An 18176-nucleotide genomic window follows, 5' to 3' on the forward strand; every position below is an offset into this window, starting at 1 on the left:
ATTTTTCAAACAATTGCAAGCATTTCAGCTCTTATTTAATAGAATTTTTAATATGAATTGAATTCGCTATCTAGTCAATTATGCTATACTTATCATACAAATTTATTCACTAGAAAAATGCACGACTATCTAATTACAGTTAAAGGAGTTCTCATGTCAAAATCAACTAGTAAAAATTCAATCGCTATTTTATTAGGCTACCTCGTTATCTTTATTTTACCAACAATTCTGAATCAACTATTTTCTTTAAAATCAGTTATCTATCCAGTAATGACGGCTGATTATGTTTTAGGAGCAATATTGTTAATTTGGTTAAATCATTACTTCAGTGCTAGAAATACAATAGATGGTTCCTCTAAATGGTCACAAATTATTTCGTGGGGTATTCTTGGATTCGTTCTAACGTTAGTAATCCAAACAGTTATTCAATTAATTTCATTCACCATTTTAAAAACGACCGTACCCTCACAAAATACAAATGAAATTATGACTATTTTTACAAAATATCCTTATTATATGTTGGCAGTCTCACTTGGTGCTCCCATTATGGAGGAACTCGTTTTTAGAAAAGTCTTTTTTGGCAATTTAGCAAGTTTCATATCACCTATTTCTGCCGCAATTCTTTCTAGTTTATTATTTAGTTTGGCACATAATGATGGCCATTTAGCTATCTACTTTTTAATTGGATTACTTTTCTGTTACCTCTACAAACGAACAGGTGACATCAAAACGTCAATGATTGCTCATATTCTTATGAATAGTCTAGTATTAATTATTCAATCGTCACTTTAAAAGAAAGGTGGAATTATTTTGATTCTGTTACAAGTACAACAAGCAGCTCGCTATTTTGGCGCAGATGTTCTTTTTGAAAATGCAAATATGGATATCAAAGACGATGCTAGGATAGCCCTAGTTGGTCGAAATGGTGCTGGAAAATCAACATTAATTAAAATGATTATTGATCAAGAGGCTACTGATGCTGGTCAAATCATTAAACATAAAGGCATGACCATCGGTTACTTAGCACAAACAACAACTGTTACTTCAGAACGTTCGATTTGGGACGAAATGAGTCGTGTTTTTGATTATTTAAAAAAAATGGAAATCCAAATTCATACATTAGAAGCCCAAATTGCTGATCCTAAAAATGCAGAAGATTCTGAAAAATTTGAAAAACTATTATCAACCTATGATCAAGTTTCACATGATTTCAGTGAAAAAAATGGCTATGGTTATGAATCAGAAATCCGTTCTGTTTTACATGGTTTTAGATTTTATGAAGAAGATTTCAATCGCGATATTAGGACTCTCTCTGGTGGTCAAAAAACACGTTTAGCCTTAGCAAAATTACTTTTAGAAAAACGTGATTTATTAATTTTAGATGAACCAACTAACCACTTAGATATTGAGACACTAACTTGGTTAGAAGGCTATTTGAAGACTTATACAGGGGCACTCTTAATTGTCTCTCATGATCGTTACTTCTTAGATAAAATTGTGACAGAAGTTTATGATATGAGCCATAATGAAACGACTCACTACAATGGCAACTACTCCCAATTTATTGTAAAAAAAGAAGCTAATTTAAAACAAGAATGGAAAGTTTTCGAAAAACAACAAGATAAGATTGAAAAACTCGAAGATTTTGTTAATAAAAACATTGTTCGAGCCTCAACAACAAAACGAGCGCAAAGTCGTCGTAAACAACTCGAAAAATTAGATAAACTTGACCGACCAGAAGGTGACGAAAAAGCCCCTCGTTTTAGTTTTAAATCTGCAGATGAGAGTGGTAATATCGTTTTAACTGTTGCCGGGGCAGCTGTTGGTTACGATAATAAAGTGTTATCTGAACCCGTTTCAATTGATTTACATAAGCATCAAGTTCAAGCTATTGTTGGCCCGAATGGTGTGGGAAAATCAACCTTACTTAAAAGTATCTTAGGCCAAATTCCATTTATTCGTGGTGAAGCATTCCTTGGCGCTAATGTTCATGTTGGCTACTACGATCAGGAGCAAAATCAATTAACAGATAAAAATACTGTTTTAGATGAACTCTGGAATGATCATCCTTCAACTCCTGAAACAGATATTCGATCATTATTAGGTGGATTTCTATTTTCTGGGGATGACGTTTTGAAACGTGTCTCAAATTTAAGTGGTGGTGAAAAAGCGCGTCTTGCTTTGACCAAACTTGCAATGGACAAAGATAACTTCCTAATCTTTGATGAACCCACTAACCATTTAGACATTGATAGTAAGGAAGTCCTTGAAAAGGCGATTGCTAACTTTGATGGTACTGTCTTACTTGTTTCTCATGACCGCTACTTCATTAATAAAGTTGCAGAAAGTATTATTGAAGTTTCAAAAGAAGGCTCTACTTACTACATGGGTGATTACGATTATTATGTTGATAAAAAAGAAGAATTAGAAGCTATCGCAGCCGAAAAAATGGCACTTGAAATTGCCTCATCTTCAGAAGTCCCTGAAGTTAAACCAACAACTAATTATCAACAAAATAAAGAAACGCAAAAGGAACAACGTAAATTAACACGTGAAATTGATCGTTTAGAATCTGAATTAAGTGAATTAGAAATTCATCAAACAGAACTTGAAGAAAAAATGTCTCAACCTACTATTTTTAGTGATGCAGATAAACTTCAGGAACTACAAACTGAACTACAATCTATTCAAACTGCAATAGAGACTGCAGAAACTAATTGGGAAGAAGCTAGCTTAGCTTTAGAATAAGCTAGCTTTTTTTTTTTTATTTATTGACATTTAAAGAATGAAAGCCTATTCTTTTGTTGTAATCTAAAAATAAAATATAAGTACACTAGGGGTGTTCTTTAGAAGAACTGAGATAGGTTTTTTCAACCTAATCCCTTCGAACCTGTAAGCCAAAACTTGCGTAGGAAAGTGTGAAGAAGGACCCCACTCTACAATTTTTTTGTCAAAGAGTGGGGTTTTTGTGTACTCAAGAGGAGAAAGTTATGCCATTAGAACTACTCGATAAACTTCGTGAAGAGAACCCAGTAATTTTCAACATTTCTAATTACATCACGGTTCAAGACGTTGCCAATGGACTCAACGCAATTGGCGCTTCCCCTATCATGCCCAGTGCGATTGAAGAAGCAGCCGAAATGTTACAAATTTCTGCTGCTGCCACAATCAATATGGGATCATTTAAAAGTTCAGAATTACCTTACATTGAGAGGGTTAGTCAAATCGCAAACGATTTAGCTATCCCACTTGTGCTAGACCCAGTTGCTGTTGCCATGCCTTACCGACAAAAAGTAATTACAAACTTGCTTGAGCATTTTCATTTTAATTTTATTCGCGGTAATGCTGGTGAAATTGCTGCATTAGCTGGTGTTGAATGGCAAGCAAAAGGTATTGATGCAGGAAATGGTTCTGCAGATTTAGCAGAAATCGCAAAAATTGTAGCCAAACGGTACAATTGTACGGTTGTTCTAAGTGGTCCTACAGACTATATTTCTGATGGAAAGCGTGTTGCAACTGTGACACAGGGAACGTCTCTTTTCCAAACACATGTTGGTTCAGGCGATATGCTTTCAAGTTTAATTGCTGCGTTTGCAGCTGTCTCTAAAGATAATGAGTTTGAAGCAGCAAGAATCGCCTGCCTTATCTTTGCAACAACTGGTGAACTTGTTGCTGATGAGTTAATTACCGAAAAACCAGGTAGTTTTATTGTTAACCTACTTGATAAACTACATTTAATAACGATAAATGAACTTTCTAATCAGATAACGATGAAAGGAGACCTATAATGCCTGATTTTCCACAAGCACTTTCAATTGCTGGATCCGATAGTAGTGGTGGCGCTGGTATGCAAGCTGACTTAAAAACGATGCAAGAACGGCATGTCTATGCTGCAACAGTTCTCGTCGCAATCACTGCACAAAACACACTTGGTGTGCAAGACAGTCTTCCCCTCCCTGCTAAAATTATTAATGAACAATTTGCCTCAATTGCAAATGATTTAGCCATTAAAGCATGCAAAACAGGGATGCTTGCAGATTCAGAACACGTTAAAGTAGTCGTTAAAAATCTGAAAAAATATCAATTTGGTCCCCTAATTGTTGACCCTGTCATGGTTGCAAAAGGCGGTGCCACACTTCTTTCTGAGGATGCTGTTGTTACAATCAAAGAAGAATTAATTCCTTTAGCCACGGTAGTAACCCCGAATATTCCAGAAGCTGAAGTCATAACTGGCTTGACCATTAATTCAAAAGAAGACATGAGTGCAGCTGGAAAAAAGATTAAATTATTAGGTGCAAAAAACGTCATCATTAAAGGCGGACATTATAACTCTGAAAATATCGTAAATGACTTTGTATTATTAGAAGATAACGATTCATTCTGGATGAGCTCGAAACGTATTGATACAATTCGAACTCATGGCACTGGTGATACCCTCTCAGCCTGCATTGCAGCAGAAATTGCCAAAGGACAAGATATTAAAACGGCCATCTTAGTGTCTAAAAAATATGTTGAAGCAACAATTAGCAACGGTATTATCGTTGGACATGGTCACGGGCCATTAAATCATTGGGCATATCGTGAGGTAACGCAAAATGAAGACATTTAATCAATCATGGTTAGCAAGTTACTTCATTGCAGGAACTCAAGACGTCGCCGACAATCAATTACTACCTACTTTAGAACGAGCGTTAAAATCAGGCATTTCTTGTTTCCAATTTAGAGAAAAAAATCTCTTAACCCCTTTAACCCGGATACAAAAAAAGACACTCGCAATTGAATGTCAGAGGTTATGCACAAAATACCAAGTTCCTTTTTTCATTGATGATGATCTACCTTTAGCACTTGAAATTCAAGCAGATGGTATTCACGTTGGCCAAAATGACCAAAAGATTCAAAATGTGATAGATCAATCGGCGGGTCAATTAGCGATTGGCCTTTCTTGTCAAACACTCGATCAAATTAAACAAGCCAATCAATTATCAGGTATCGCTTATATTGGTAGTGGCCCTGTCTTTCCTACAAAATCAAAGTCAGATGCGACTGCGCCTCTCGGAATAGCTGGCTTAAATCAATTACTATCAATTAGTAAACTCCCGATTGTTGCAATTGGTGGTATTTCAGAAAATAATTTAGCCAAACTGGCTACTACAACTGTTTCGGGAGTTGCTGTTATTTCCTTGATTGCTAAAAGTCCGAACATTGAACAAACAGTTCAATCCATAAATCATTATTTTAAATTGGAGGACGATTAAGATGACAGAAACTAAAGAATTACGTGGACAATTTTTACTTTGGCTAGGTGCGGCCATTTCAATTGCCGAAATTATGACGGGCATGTTACTAGCTCCACTTGGCTTTTCTAAAGGTTTCCTTGCAATTCTAATTGGTCATTTAATTGGTTGTGGTCTCTTCTTACTACCTGCTGGTTATATTGGTGCCAAAAAGCATCAGACAGCCATTCAGTCAACTAAAGTTGCTTTTGGCTCAACAGGTGTGCTCTTATTTTCACTTATCAATTTGATTCAACTAATTGGTTGGACCGCTGTTATGATCGTCAACGCAATTTCAGCAATGAATGGTATTTCAAGTTCCTTACTTAATTTTAAAAATTCAATTATTATGGGACTTGTCATAGCTATTTTGATTATCATTTGGTTATTAGTTAGCGAAAATAGTTTGTATCGAATTAATTTAATTGTTGTTAATTTATTAGTTATTGGTGCAGGTATCATGATTTTTTTAATTTTCAAAGTACCCGTTTCACATACTTCCAATGGCTTAAATATGACATTTGGATCAGCTGTTGAATTAAATATCACCATGGCGTTATCTTGGCTACCACTAATAGGTGATTACACAAAATCAACAAAACATCCACTTGCTATGTCTACAGTTAGTTCGTTTAGCTATTTTTTAGGTAGTTTAATCATGTTTACCATTGGCTTACTTTTAACAACTAGAACCGGATTCACTGATTTTACCTCGTTCTTGGCTACATCAGGTTTAGGTATAATCGCATTATTCATTATTATATTTTCAACTGTTACAACCACATTTTTAGATGTTATGTCAGCAACAATTAACGTTCAGAATATACATTCCTTTAAACATATGAAATTGATTAGTATCATTATAGTTGCGCTTGGCTTAGTCATTGCATGGGTAGTTCCTATTGATAATTATCAAAATTTCTTATATTTTATCGCGTCAGTTTTTACACCATTATATGCAATTGTTTTTGTCACTTACTTTATTATGAAAAAAACGTTGCCTTATTGGTTAAATATTATTTGGTGGTTAATTGGCATTATTGCGTACTATCAATTACAACAATTTGATTTTATTTTTGGAACCACAATTATTATTCTATTCGGACTAGGATTACTCGTTTATCTATCCCAATTTATTTTACCAAAAAATTATTTTAGAAATATAAATTAACCATTTACAAAAAAATAGAGATTTAGCGTTCTCCCCAGTGTTAAACAACTGTTTAGCATTACAAGGCGAACTCTAAATCTCTATTTTAATTTTATAATAATTAAACTATCCAATCAAATTCTAAACTAGGATCAGCATTTAAATTTAATCCTGCACGTTGACCTTTAATAAATTCAACATATCCTGCTGCACCAATCATTGCAGCATTATCACCACATAATTTAATGGGCGCCTTCACAAATTCAATATCATTCATTTTCTTCATATCAGATTCAAGTCTTGTACGTAACCCTTTATTAGCTGCCACACCACCGGCTAAAATTAATTGTTTAATATCATACTCATGACAAGCACGTACCGTTTTCTCAGCAAGTACATCAATCACACTTTGTTGAAAGCTTGTTGCTAAATCAGCCCGGTCCAACTCTTCGCCTAATTGATCTGCATGGTGAACTGTATTGATGAAGGCACTTTTCAATCCACTGAAACTAAAGTCATAACTGTCATCTTTGATCATGGCACGCGGAAAATTAAACGTATCTTGTCCAGTATGTGCAAGTTCATCAATTTCTTTTCCTGATGGATAAGTCATCCCAAGAACACGCCCAACTTTATCATAAGCTTCACCTGCTGCGTCATCACGTGTCTCACCAATAATTTCAAATTGACCTTCTTCAGGCATATAAACTAACTCAGTATGTCCACCCGAAACGAGTAAAGCCATTGATGGATACACTATTTCAGATTCATAGCGCGCTGCAAAAATATGGCCTGCCATATGGTTAACGGGAATTAAAGGCAACTCGTGAGCAAATGCGATAGCTTTAGCAGCAGAAACACCTACTAGTAAAGCACCAACTAATCCTGGTCCATAAGTAACCGCAACAGCATCTAAATCATCATAAGTTACATTTGCTTCTGTCATAGCATCTTTAATACAACTCGTAATTTGTTCAATATGGTGGCGGCTGGCAACTTCAGGTACAACACCACCAAAACGTTTATGACTATTAACTTGCGTTGCAATGATGTTCGACAAAATAAGATGACCGTCTTCGACCACTGCGACACTAGTTTCATCACAACTTGATTCAAATGCTAAAATTAGATTTCTTTCCGTTTTATCCATTGAGACCTCTTTCAACTTAATTCATATTCCTTTATTTTAATTTAAGCAACATATCAACAGCATCTTGCCCATCTTCAACATAATAATTCTCTCGGATACCCACTTTAGTAAATCCTAATTGGTGGTATAGATTTAAAGCCGTCTGGTTATCACGGCGAACCTCTAAACTAACTGTTCTAAATCTCATTAAACGAGCACGCCTTGTAATAGACGTTACCAAAAAGTTTCCCATCCCTCTACCCTGACATTCAGGTAGAACAGCAATATTCGCAATATGTACGTCTCCCGTTATTGCATCCGTTGAACAACCAATAAAGCCTAACATTTTATCTTCCTTACGTAAGACTAAATAAAGTGTTTTGCTTTTTTGGCAAATTTCGCCTTCAAATATTTTTGCACTCCATGGTGATTTACCATCATAAACTGCTTTTTCAATCTCAAGTAGTTCCGGAATATCAGGTACAACAGCACGTGTCATAAAATAACTTTCATTTCTAATTTTAATTCTATGATTCTGAAAAACTAATGTCCTAACAGGTTCATCTGGTCTTAATTCTGGAATAATTTGTTTCACTCGTGCTTTAAATTTTTTCAACATAGGTATTATGATCCTTATCTGAATGGGTTTCTAACCATTGCGTCTCTGCTTGCGTTAATCGTAAATAATTCGGAATAAATGTCTCCTGATTAGCGGGCTCTTTATCTTTACCAATTAATCCCAAAATAAATGCCTGAGGAATATTTAAAAATGAAGCTGGAAACTGTGCCTGATCACCTAAAATATCGATAATTTGTTGTTTAAATAAATCGACATCAGTTCCAACAAAAATTTGTGGTCGGTTACGCTCTTTTAATTCAGTCACCCAAGTCACAAGTTCTCTATGCTGGTCTGGTAATTCATTTACAAGCTCATTATCATTTTTATACAAACCTGAGAATACGTAATTCCTACGTGCGTCAAATAACGGTACAATATCAGAATCACTATTTGTGGAAATACCTGCAGCCAACATTGCTAAACTAGAGACACCAACTAATTCACAATCTAATGTAAATGCTAGTGTTTTAGCTGTGGCAACGCCAATCCTGAGACCAGTAAAAGATCCTGGACCTTGTGCAACCACAATTCGGTCTAGCTCTGCAGGCTTAATACCTGCTAATTTCATGACATCAGAAATTGCTGGCATCAATGTAATACTGTGATTTTTTTTTATATTCGTTGTGATAGTTGCTAATAATGCACTATCTTCTAAAACAGCGACGCTGAGTGGTATATTCGATGTATCAATTGCTAAAATTTTCATTCATATCTTCCTTTATCTCTGCTTTGTTAACATTTTAGCACAAAAATAGTATCACAAATTTTTTCTAAGAGAAAATTAACAAAAAAATAGGACAAATAATTGTCCTATGGTTAATAACTAATTTATTTTGAAAATCCATTTGGATGCGTCTGTTCAAAAGTCCATGCTGTCTTAATGATATCTTCCATATTTTCATACTTAGGAGCCCAACCAAGAATTTCATGTGCTTTTTCACTTGCTGCAATTAAAGTTGAAGGATCACCTGCACGACGTGGTGCAATTTCTGCAGGAATTTCTTTACCTGTTGCACGGCGTGCTGCTTCTAGAATTTCCATATTTGAAAATCCATTAGATGAACCCAAGTTAAAGGCATTACTTTCATTTCCCGCAAGTAAGTAATCTAAGGCGCGAATGTGCGCATCTGCTAAATCAAGAACATGCACGTAATCACGGACGTTTGTACCATCTTTGGTATCATAATCGTCCCCAAAAATTTGTAATTTTTCACGTTCTCCGTTAGCAACTTGTAAAATAATTGGAATTAAATGTGTTTCAGGATTGTGATCTTCACCGATGCTACCATCTGGTTTTGATCCAGCAACATTGAAATAACGTAATGCGACAAACTTAACACCATCTGCAACGTCAGTCCAGTGCATAATTTTTTCCATGGCTAATTTACTTTCACCATATGGATTTGTTGGAATTTGAGGGTCATCTTCATGAATTGGGACAACTTTAGGTTCACCATATGTTGCAGCTGTTGAAGAAAAGACGATTTTTTTAACGCCAACTTCAGTCATGACTTCAAGTAAATGAATCATCCCTGCTGTATTATTGTCAAAATATTTTAATGGTTTTACCATTGATTCACCAACAAGAGATGAAGCTGCAAAATGAATAACTGCTTCAATATCCTCATTTTTGAAAACATTGCGCATAAAATTTTTATCCGCAATATCTCCTTGATAAAATTTTGCCTTTTTATTAACAGCCTCTAAGTGCCCTGTCACTAAATTATCGACAACAACAACATCACGACTATTTTCTACTAATTGATCAACAGTATGTGAACCAATGTAACCTGCGCCACCCAAAACTAAAATTGACATTTAAATTCCTCCAAATAGTTTATTTTCTTTATTATAACTTATTTTAGTAAATTTATCAGTGATTCACCCTTCTTTAGCAAATAAATAGACGACGAAAATAAATTCGCCGTCTGGTTAATTTCTATAAGTCACCCGTTAAAAATTGTGCTTGGCCCATGCCAAAGCTCCAATCTTCATCAGTATTAGTTGTTAAATTAATCATTAAATCTTCTGGTCTCAATCCAACTTTTGTTTGTAACTGTTGCATTAACTGTTGATAGAAGGTTTCTTTTTGCTCTGTCGTTCTTGGTCGCGTTGTTAAACTAAAGACCAATACTTCTTTTGTTCGCATAAATCCAAGCCCAGTATCTAAAATTTGCATTTCATTTATTGGATGTTGAGTGACAATTTGATATCTGTCACTAACTGGTGCGCCAAATGAATTAAGCATTACATCATAAGCAATATCTAAAATTTCTTTTATTTGGCCTTCAGAACGGCCTTCAATCATATCAATTTTCATCAATGGCATAGATTGAATCCTCCTATAATCGTTTACCTAATCTTTGGATTTGTTTATTATTACCAACCATATATAACAAAATAATTTGAATTGGAATTAAAATTAAATCTTTGATAGCACGTGCATAGATAATTGTCCAAGGTGACTGGTACATTAATACTAGCCAGAATGTATTTAACAATAAATCAATAACAACGACATTGATTAATACGGCAATAATAATTCGCGGTAACGTAAATGGTTTTTTATAAAATACAAGTCCATAGAAAAACGCACCTAAGAAAGCAGATAGCGAGAATCCCCAGAAAAATGTACCTCCTTTACTGAATAATACTGTTCCAAGTAAATCCGATAAAACAGAACCAATACCACCCAGTAATGGGCCAAACCACGCCGCTAATAGATAAGTCGCAATAAAAGTGAAACTTATCCGTAACGTCAATACCTGATACGATAATAAATTAGTTAGAATAATTTGACCAGCCAATAATAGACCCATCACCGCTATATTCTTTGCGGTTAACCTCTTTGTTAAATTTTCCATGATTCAGACATCTCCTCGTTGGAGTTGCCACATTGTGGTATGCGGCGAATGCGAAAACACAACCGCAGCTATCGCTAGCCTTCGTCCAAAAGACACATTCCGTCCTTTTGGCACTTAACGCTGTATTCTCTACCCCGAAATTTTGTATTTTACTACTTGTGTAGTATACCACTAAAAAGAAAATAACTTTGGGTGTTTCTTTTTAATTTATTTTCTTTTCACGAATCATAAAAATTAGTCCCATAAGTAATCCTAACGCAGCAGGAACTATCCAACTTAAGCCAATATTAAACAGTGGTAAATAATGATTTGCAAATGCTAACATATTTTTAGCAAAAGCTAAATTTTTAATTGAAATTGGCATCGCGTTTAGTCCATCAAAAATGGCACTAAAAAGCGTTAAAACGGTTAACCATTTGTAGATAATGCTGACTTTTAAGTCATACTTATTTAAAGTAGGTTCTAAACAGGCAGCAATCATCAATACAATAGCAAGTGGGTAAAGCAACATCAAAACTGGTGTTGATAATGTAATTAATTGATCTAACCCAACGTTGGCAATTAAACAACTAATCACACAACCAAGTGTTAAATACAATTTATAGCTACCATGACCAATAATTTCAACACATGTTTTAGCACATGCGCTAGTCACGCCAATTGCCGTTTTAATACAAGCAACAACAATAATTGCAGCAAGAAAGAAACTTCCGAATTGTCCAAAATAACGTTGAGCAACTTGAGCTAAAATAGCACCACCATTACCAGAATGTGGAAATACACCCAGACTCGTTGCCCCAAGATAGGCCAAGCATGTATAGATGATTCCCATCAAAATAACACTGATACTACCAGAATAGATAATCCCTTTAGTAATTGATTTAGGATTCGTAATACCTAAATCTTTAATTGTATCCACAATGATAATACCAAAAGCCAAACCAGCGAGTGCATCCATAGTGTAATATCCTTGCCCAAAAGCAGACATAAAAGCACCATTCTTGTAAGAACTTGTTGCGGGGAAATCTGAAAAATTACCCATTGGCTTAATAAATACAAATAACAATAAAATAGCCAACGCACATAAAAATATGGGATTTAAATACTTACCAACATAGACTAATATCTTGGTTGGTTTAACTGCCAAAAGCCAAACTATTGTGAAGAATAAAATTGAAAATAATAATAGCCATACTGAATGTTGGCTGGCTTTAATATGTGGTGCAATTCCAATTTCAAACGGAATAGTTGCTGATCTTGGACCTGCAAATAGCGGTCCAATAGTTAGGTAGAGCAACATTGTGAAAATTATGCCATACGTTCGATTAACCTTAGAGGCTAAATCGAAAACTCCCCTACTTTTAGACAATCCAATAGCAATTACACCTAAAAAAGGTAACCCAACACCAGCAATTAGAAAGCCTAAATTACCTATCCACAGGTTTTGTCCGGATTGTTGACCTACAAAGACTGGAAAAATTAAATTTCCCGCGCCAAAAAATAAACCGAATAACATTGAGCTAATAAATAAATACTCATTCTTACTTAATTGTTTTTCTTTCATTCTCATAACCACCTTATCTGTTCATATACAGTAACAAATTCATAGTCAAAGTACAATATAATATGTATAATCTAAGTGTCAGCAAGGAGGAAAATATGAAAAAAATATTAATTTTACACACTGGTGGTACAATCGCCATGTCTGAAAATCAAGAAACAGGCGCAGTTGCACCTGGTGCAGAAAACCCTTTAAACCAAGTTGAAAATCCATTTGGTGATCGTTTCGATTTAATCACTGAAAATATTTTTAACTTACCATCCCCACATATTGGCCCCATAGAGATGCTAATTATTCAAAAAAGAATTATGCGTGCATCCGCGGAAGCGATTGATGGTATTGTTATTACTCACGGTACGGATACATTAGAAGAAACTGCTTATTTTTTAGATCTTACATTACCGAACCATCTACCTGTCGTTTTAACAGGTGCTATGCGTTCCGCAAATGAAATAGGCTCAGATGGCTTACACAATTTTCAAACAGCCATCTTAACTGCAGCAAGTGATGATGCAGTTGATAAAGGTGTCTTAGTTGTTATGAATGATGAAATTCATACAGCACGCTATGTAACAAAAACACATACAACAAATGTCGCAACTTTTAGAACACCAACGTTTGGCCCAATTGGTAGTATCGCTAAAGATAACGTGACCTTTTTTGCCGAATTGCTAAGCCAGACTTGCTTAGCAATCGACAAAGTTGTTGATCATGTTTATTTAATTAAGGCTTATGCTGGAATGGATGCTGATTTACTTGGTTTTCTTAATAATGACCAAACGAACGGTATTGTCATTGAAGCTCTTGGTGCAGGAAATCTTCCCCCACAAGTTTTAGCTAATCTTCAAAAATTAATTGATCGCGATATTCCAGTTGTAATTGTTTCACGTTGCTTTAATGGCGTGGCACAAGATGTTTACGACTATGAAGGTGGTGGCGTTCAATTGAAAAAAATGGGCGGCATCTTCTGTCGTGGCTTAAATGGTCAAAAAGCAAGAATCAAACTATTGGTTGGATTAAGTGCTGGTCTTGAAAAAGAAGAACTCTCGATTTATGTCGCAGATGCTTTATCATAAAAATATAAAAAATGCTCTGAGTAACTGGATAGACTTCCAGTTACTCAGAGCATTTTTTATTCTAACGTTTCGTCCACTCACAGTCAGCTTCACAATAAACATCATCACCAATTTTAATCTGGTGATGTGTCGTTAAGTTATCAATAACAACGATACTATCTATCTTATGACCATAGTGAATTTCTTTTTCATATTTAATATTCATATGTTTCAAATCATGTGACATTAAAAAGTCTTCTGACAATGAATCTAATAACCAATCAAAATATTTTGAATTGTTTACATGTTGATTTGGATCAATATCAAAGAATCGAACGTCATATGATTTTTTAGCAGCTATTGTATCTTCTTTCATGATACCAACTGGTTTCTCCAAACGCTCAATTCTTCGTGTATATTCAGCACCAAAAGGTTCAATAACTTCTGGCAATACACGAGTCATTTTACGTGTTTTATGATCCATTAAAACAAATACAGCATGAATATGTGCACACTCATTACCTGCTTCATCATGAACCCAGAAATCTCGGTAACAGAAGAAACGATTGTACGAAACAGCCTCAGTAGTTAATGTTAAATTCTCATCAATATGTGGTATTCTCGAAATATCAATAAGATATTGTGTAATAACCCAACCAAAGCCCAAATTTGTTAAATCTTTTTCAGTAATTCCTAAGCTATCACTTTGGTCTGTTGAAACCAAAATAATCATGTTAATTAGCATTGCTACTGTCACACGCCCACTTTTATCGCCTTCATAGTAAACCGCACGATGTAGCTCACTAAATTTATTATCTGCCAATATGTTCACTCCTTAAATCTGATGATACAGATTATAAACTTCTTGTTTTTTCATCTCTTGTTTCTTAGCAATCTCTTTTATCGCATCATTAGTTTTCATACCTGTTTCAATCAAATAATCAACTTGTTCTTCAATTGACATATTAGCCAGATGATCAACTTCCGTTGCTTCTGGCGAATCATTTCCCTCAACAATTACACAAAATTCTCCACGGACTTGCTCAGTGCCAGCCCATTTGATAGCATCATCCAGTGTTCCACGCAAGAATTCTTCATAACGTTTAGTTAATTCTCGGCATAGTACAACTTTACGCTGACCACCAAGGCTAGCAGCTATTTGTGTTAATGTTTTTTTCAAGCGATGTGGTGCTTCATAAAAAATAAGCGTCATTGTTTGATTTTTCAACTCAGCTAATTCTTCTTTTTGACTCTTAGGTTTTCGCGATAAAAAACCATAGAATAAGAACGGTTGTGGCGCTAATCCAGAAGCTATTAATGCAGTGATCCCGGCATTTGCCCCAGGAAGTGGCACAACTGGAATCTTAGCTTCAATACATGCTTTAACAAGATCATGCCCAGGATCACTAATTGATGGCATTCCTGCATCACTTACTTGTGCGATTGATTGACCAGCCAATATTTTATCAACAAATTGCGGAATACGTTCTTGCGTATTATGTTCATGAAAACTCAATTGACTTGTTTCAATTTCAAAATGATTTAATAATTTTTGTGTGTTTCGTGTATCTTCGGCTGCTATATAGTCAACCTCTTTTAAAATATCAATCGCTCTAAACGTCATATCAGATAAATTACCAATTGGTGTCGGTACTAAATATAATGACCCAGTTGTCCCTTTACCTTGAAAACTGCTTTGTGCTGCTATTTCACTCATACTTCGCGCTCCCCATAAATTAAATCTAAACAGAAAGCACAAGGTTCATCATCGACTCGACGTGATCCGTACATCCCTTCAATATTACAAATATGAAAACCTTGATCATATAATTTTTCTAAGTTTTGACGTGATTTTGACAGATTTGCATCGGAAGATTCATTAAAATTCTTAGACGTTTGTCGTTCTATTTCACTTAATCGTTCTCTCAAATGTTGGTTTTCAATCTCCAATTCAGCGTTATTTTCAAGAACACCAGTCATATCAGATTTTATTGTTTCAAAACTCGATAACATTTTTTTCATTTCTTCCTCGATAGCTATAAAATTATCATATAGTTGACGCTTATCCACAAAATCACCTTCATTTCATATTTTATAAATCTATTAATTTTAACGTTGTTACTTCAATTGCACTTTGAAATGTCATATTTATTTGGAGCATCGTTTTAATTTGTAAACAACCATCTAATATAGCAACTAACTTTTTATCACTAATCATTTGAGTTATTTTATCAATTTCAGTTAAACGATTAGAAAAACTCACTTGTTCCTTACGATTATAACGGACAAGTAAACAATCACGCGCTAACAGTACCATTAAATCAACCATCAATGCCTGTTGTTGTTTTTCTTTTGCGAGTGGCACTAGTTTTGTTTGTACCAAAATGAAACTTTCAGCATCATTTTTCAATAATTTACTGAACCAATTCCAAACTTGATTTGTCATTTCAGTAAAATTCTCATCTTGTGCTAATGCTACAGCATGGCTTGTACTCTCAGTTACATGAACAAGTAACTGAGCCTGATCTTTCAAGATACCTTGATTTAATAAATTTTGAATCAATTTTTCTTGAGAGAGTGCGACAAAATTAACCAGTTGGCACCGTGATTGAATAGTTGGCAAAATTTGATTTTTATTTTCTGTTAATAAGAAAGCTTTCACATTTCCAACAGGCTCTTCTAAAAATTTAAGTAAACTGTTCGCAGCACTAGCTGTCATACTCTCAGCTTTTTCAATTATAAAAATCTTTTGGCTACCTTCAACACCACTTTTTGAAAATTCTGATTTCAAAAATCGAATTTGATCAACTTTAATTGACTGGCCTTCAGGCTTAACACTCACGATATCAGGGTGATTACCTGATAGAATTCGTTGACATTCACCACATACACCGCAAGGCTTTTGATCCTCGTCAGCAGTACAAAAGAGTCGCATTGCAATCCATTGTGCTAGTTCAACCTTACCAATACCTTCTGGTCCGGAAAATAGATAAGCATGGGCTAACTTATTTGTTATTATCAATTTTTCAAAATGTTCAATTAATTTTGGCTGTAATTCTTGAATTTTAATATTACTGGTTTCATCAGCTAATTCTGTCATTACTATTTACTCCTAAAATTGATGAAACTCTTCTACTGGTAAGACAAATACTGTTGCACCACCAACCTGAACTTCTAATGGAAATGGTACTTGTGCATCCATTGAAACATCTAAGTTAACAGGGGGGGCCATAAATTGTTCACGCGTTGATGATGTCTCTTTAATGATTTGTAATACCTCATCAACACGTTCATCTTCAATACCAATTAAAAAGGTTGTATTACCAGACTTTAAAAAACCACCAGTTGTTGATAGTTTTGTTGCACGGACATTTGAATCTATAAATATATTGCTTAATCGGTTACTATCTTTATCTTGAACAATCGCTGTAATTAATTTCATTTGAATTCCCTCATTTCATTTATTTAAAAGACTCGGGTAATTTTTTCTTCAGAACGTCAATACAATCGTCAATTACTTTTTCCAAAGGTTGCGCCGCATTAATGGTTATAATACGTTCTGGATTTTTCACTGCTAATTGTTGGTATGCTTTGCGTACTTTTTGATGGAACTCTAACTTTTCATCATCTAAACGATTTATTTCATTTTGACGATGCTCAAAAATTCGTTTTAATCCAATTTCTGATGGTACGTCAAAGTATAAAGTTAAATCAGGTTCTGTTCCATTTGTTGCAAATAGGTTCATATCAGCAACCGCTTGCGTTCCGATATCTCTACCAGCACCTTGGTAAGCAATTGAACTATCAACATAACGATCACATATTACAATTTTATCTTCCTTAAGTGCTGGGAAAATTATTTCTGCGATATGCTGACGTCTTGATGCTGCAAACAATAATGCTTCAGTTCGTTTATCCATCTCTGGATAATCTTGATTTAAGACAACTTCACGAATGGCTTCAGATATCGGACTTCCACCTGGTTCACGTGTTATAACTAATTCTTTTACCAAGTTATTTTGTATCTTTTTTATAATACCTTTTAAGGCACTCGTTTTGCCGGACCCATCTGGTCCTTCAATCGTTATAAATTTTCCAGTCACATTAACGACCCCAATACTTATTATTATTGTACTTGAATCTTAAAAACCTGTCCATAAGATAAACCTACTATTAGTATACTATCTCTTATTTAATAAATCTAATCAGCATTTCACAAAAAAACGCCAAGACAAGTTAGGCGAATTGTCTCAACGTTCTTTCTAATTTAATGTGTGATTACTGAAGCCTGCATATGCCCTTTAACTGAACGAACACGCGCTTCATTATAGAGAAAGAAATATCTTTTTCTTGCCATCTGTGTTTCATTAATTAATTCTTCATCAACTTCGTAAATGGCCTCTTCAGTTTGTTTGGCTTGATCCCATGCTATTTTAGCGAGATCAATTGACTCTAGCAACTTAGCGTCATACTCTTTACGTAATTTAAGTTTTGTTTTTTTATTAAACATTACACCGTCAGCTCA

Annotated in this window: 21 protein-coding genes and 2 riboswitches; of the genes, 7 read left to right on the forward strand and 14 right to left on the reverse strand. The window is 34.8% G+C overall.

What is annotated here, in order from left to right; translation table 11 throughout:
* Positions 1–153: 153 nt before the first annotated feature.
* The 6 genes from AC1RPG_RS06600 (at position 154) to cytX (ending at position 6444) form a co-directional block, all read left to right on the forward strand.
* Positions 154–792: a CPBP family glutamic-type intramembrane protease gene (locus tag AC1RPG_RS06600; protein WP_481761951.1), complete on the forward strand. Its 639-nt coding sequence runs from the start codon at positions 154–156 to the stop codon at positions 790–792.
* 18 nt (positions 793–810) lie between these two features.
* Positions 811–2748 carry an ABC-F family ATP-binding cassette domain-containing protein gene (locus AC1RPG_RS06605; protein ID WP_481761950.1) on the forward strand — a complete coding sequence of 646 codons (1938 nt, stop codon included), beginning with the start codon at positions 811–813 and terminating at the stop codon, positions 2746–2748.
* A 77-nt stretch (positions 2749–2825) separates the two neighbouring features.
* Positions 2826–2932: riboswitch (TPP riboswitch) on the forward strand.
* Between the two features lie 58 nt (positions 2933–2990).
* Entirely contained in the window at positions 2991–3788 is a 798-nt protein-coding gene (thiM, locus tag AC1RPG_RS06610) for a hydroxyethylthiazole kinase (protein WP_481761949.1), read from the forward strand.
* On the forward strand, positions 3788–4609 hold the full coding sequence (gene thiD, locus AC1RPG_RS06615; RefSeq protein ID WP_481761948.1) for a bifunctional hydroxymethylpyrimidine kinase/phosphomethylpyrimidine kinase: 822 nt from the start codon (positions 3788–3790) through the stop codon (positions 4607–4609). The genes thiM and thiD overlap by 1 nt, the downstream gene beginning before the upstream one ends.
* On the forward strand, positions 4596–5255 hold the full coding sequence (thiE, locus tag AC1RPG_RS06620; RefSeq protein WP_481761947.1) for a thiamine phosphate synthase: 660 nt from the start codon (positions 4596–4598) through the stop codon (positions 5253–5255). The genes thiD and thiE overlap by 14 nt, the downstream gene beginning before the upstream one ends.
* 1 nt (position 5256) lies before the next feature.
* Positions 5257–6444 carry a putative hydroxymethylpyrimidine transporter CytX gene (gene cytX, locus AC1RPG_RS06625; RefSeq protein WP_481761946.1) on the forward strand — a complete coding sequence of 396 codons (1188 nt, stop codon included), beginning with the start codon at positions 5257–5259 and terminating at the stop codon, positions 6442–6444.
* Positions 6445–6544: 100 nt separating this feature from the next.
* On the opposite strand, the gene tsaD is transcribed toward cytX, so the two are convergent.
* The 7 genes from tsaD to brnQ all read right to left on the reverse strand — a co-directional run bounded on the left by tsaD (position 6545) and on the right by brnQ (position 12599).
* Complete coding sequence (gene tsaD, locus AC1RPG_RS06630) at positions 6545–7573, reverse strand: tRNA (adenosine(37)-N6)-threonylcarbamoyltransferase complex transferase subunit TsaD (protein ID WP_481761945.1); 1029 nt, start codon at positions 7571–7573, stop codon at positions 6545–6547.
* Between the two features lie 31 nt (positions 7574–7604).
* The gene (gene rimI / locus AC1RPG_RS06635; RefSeq protein ID WP_481761944.1) at positions 7605–8171 is read right to left on the reverse strand and encodes a ribosomal protein S18-alanine N-acetyltransferase; all 567 of its coding nucleotides are present in this window, start codon (positions 8169–8171) and stop codon (positions 7605–7607) included.
* Positions 8155–8877, reverse strand: coding sequence for a tRNA (adenosine(37)-N6)-threonylcarbamoyltransferase complex dimerization subunit type 1 TsaB (gene tsaB / locus AC1RPG_RS06640; protein ID WP_481761943.1), 723 nt, complete (start codon positions 8875–8877; stop codon positions 8155–8157). The genes rimI and tsaB overlap by 17 nt, the downstream gene beginning before the upstream one ends.
* A gap of 122 nt (positions 8878–8999) precedes the next feature.
* Positions 9000–9989 (reverse strand): UDP-glucose 4-epimerase GalE, encoded by a 990-nt coding sequence (gene galE / locus AC1RPG_RS06645; protein WP_481761942.1) that lies wholly within the window; start codon positions 9987–9989, stop codon positions 9000–9002.
* A 121-nt stretch (positions 9990–10110) separates the two neighbouring features.
* Positions 10111–10500: a tautomerase family protein gene (locus AC1RPG_RS06650; RefSeq protein WP_481761941.1), complete on the reverse strand. Its 390-nt coding sequence runs from the start codon at positions 10498–10500 to the stop codon at positions 10111–10113.
* Positions 10501–10513: 13 nt separating this feature from the next.
* Positions 10514–11035 (reverse strand): folate family ECF transporter S component, encoded by a 522-nt coding sequence (locus AC1RPG_RS06655; RefSeq protein ID WP_481761940.1) that lies wholly within the window; start codon positions 11033–11035, stop codon positions 10514–10516.
* Between the two features lie 40 nt (positions 11036–11075).
* Positions 11076–11174, reverse strand: a riboswitch (THF riboswitch).
* Positions 11175–11237: 63 nt separating this feature from the next.
* Positions 11238–12599: a branched-chain amino acid transport system II carrier protein gene (brnQ, locus tag AC1RPG_RS06660; RefSeq protein ID WP_481761912.1), complete on the reverse strand. Its 1362-nt coding sequence runs from the start codon at positions 12597–12599 to the stop codon at positions 11238–11240.
* Positions 12600–12694: 95 nt separating this feature from the next.
* Between brnQ and AC1RPG_RS06665 the strand changes: the two genes are divergently transcribed.
* Positions 12695–13672, forward strand: a complete 978-nt coding sequence (locus tag AC1RPG_RS06665; protein ID WP_481761911.1) for an asparaginase — start codon at positions 12695–12697, stop codon at positions 13670–13672.
* A gap of 61 nt (positions 13673–13733) precedes the next feature.
* On the opposite strand, the gene AC1RPG_RS06670 is transcribed toward AC1RPG_RS06665, so the two are convergent.
* The 7 genes from AC1RPG_RS06670 to AC1RPG_RS06700 form a co-directional block, all read right to left on the reverse strand.
* The gene (locus tag AC1RPG_RS06670; RefSeq protein ID WP_481761910.1) at positions 13734–14474 is read right to left on the reverse strand and encodes an acyl-[acyl-carrier-protein] thioesterase; all 741 of its coding nucleotides are present in this window, start codon (positions 14472–14474) and stop codon (positions 13734–13736) included.
* 12 nt (positions 14475–14486) lie between these two features.
* Complete coding sequence (gene rsmI, locus AC1RPG_RS06675) at positions 14487–15368, reverse strand: 16S rRNA (cytidine(1402)-2'-O)-methyltransferase (protein WP_481761909.1); 882 nt, start codon at positions 15366–15368, stop codon at positions 14487–14489.
* Positions 15365–15721 (reverse strand): DNA replication initiation control protein YabA, encoded by a 357-nt coding sequence (locus AC1RPG_RS06680; RefSeq protein ID WP_481761908.1) that lies wholly within the window; start codon positions 15719–15721, stop codon positions 15365–15367. Before AC1RPG_RS06680 ends, rsmI begins: the two co-directional genes overlap by 4 nt.
* A 22-nt stretch (positions 15722–15743) precedes the next feature.
* Entirely contained in the window at positions 15744–16751 is a 1008-nt protein-coding gene (gene holB / locus AC1RPG_RS06685) for a DNA polymerase III subunit delta' (protein ID WP_481761907.1), read from the reverse strand.
* A gap of 12 nt (positions 16752–16763) precedes the next feature.
* A complete protein-coding gene (locus AC1RPG_RS06690) occupies positions 16764–17093 on the reverse strand; it encodes a cyclic-di-AMP receptor (RefSeq protein ID WP_409021519.1) in 330 nt (109 codons plus the stop codon).
* Positions 17094–17112: 19 nt separating this feature from the next.
* Positions 17113–17754: a dTMP kinase gene (gene tmk / locus AC1RPG_RS06695; RefSeq protein WP_481761906.1), complete on the reverse strand. Its 642-nt coding sequence runs from the start codon at positions 17752–17754 to the stop codon at positions 17113–17115.
* 164 nt (positions 17755–17918) lie between these two features.
* Positions 17919–18161 (reverse strand): YaaL family protein, encoded by a 243-nt coding sequence (locus AC1RPG_RS06700; RefSeq protein ID WP_481761905.1) that lies wholly within the window; start codon positions 18159–18161, stop codon positions 17919–17921.
* Positions 18162–18176: the final 15 nt, after the last annotated feature.

Source organism: Dellaglioa sp. CoH-57-MRSF-18, from assembly GCF_056781995.1.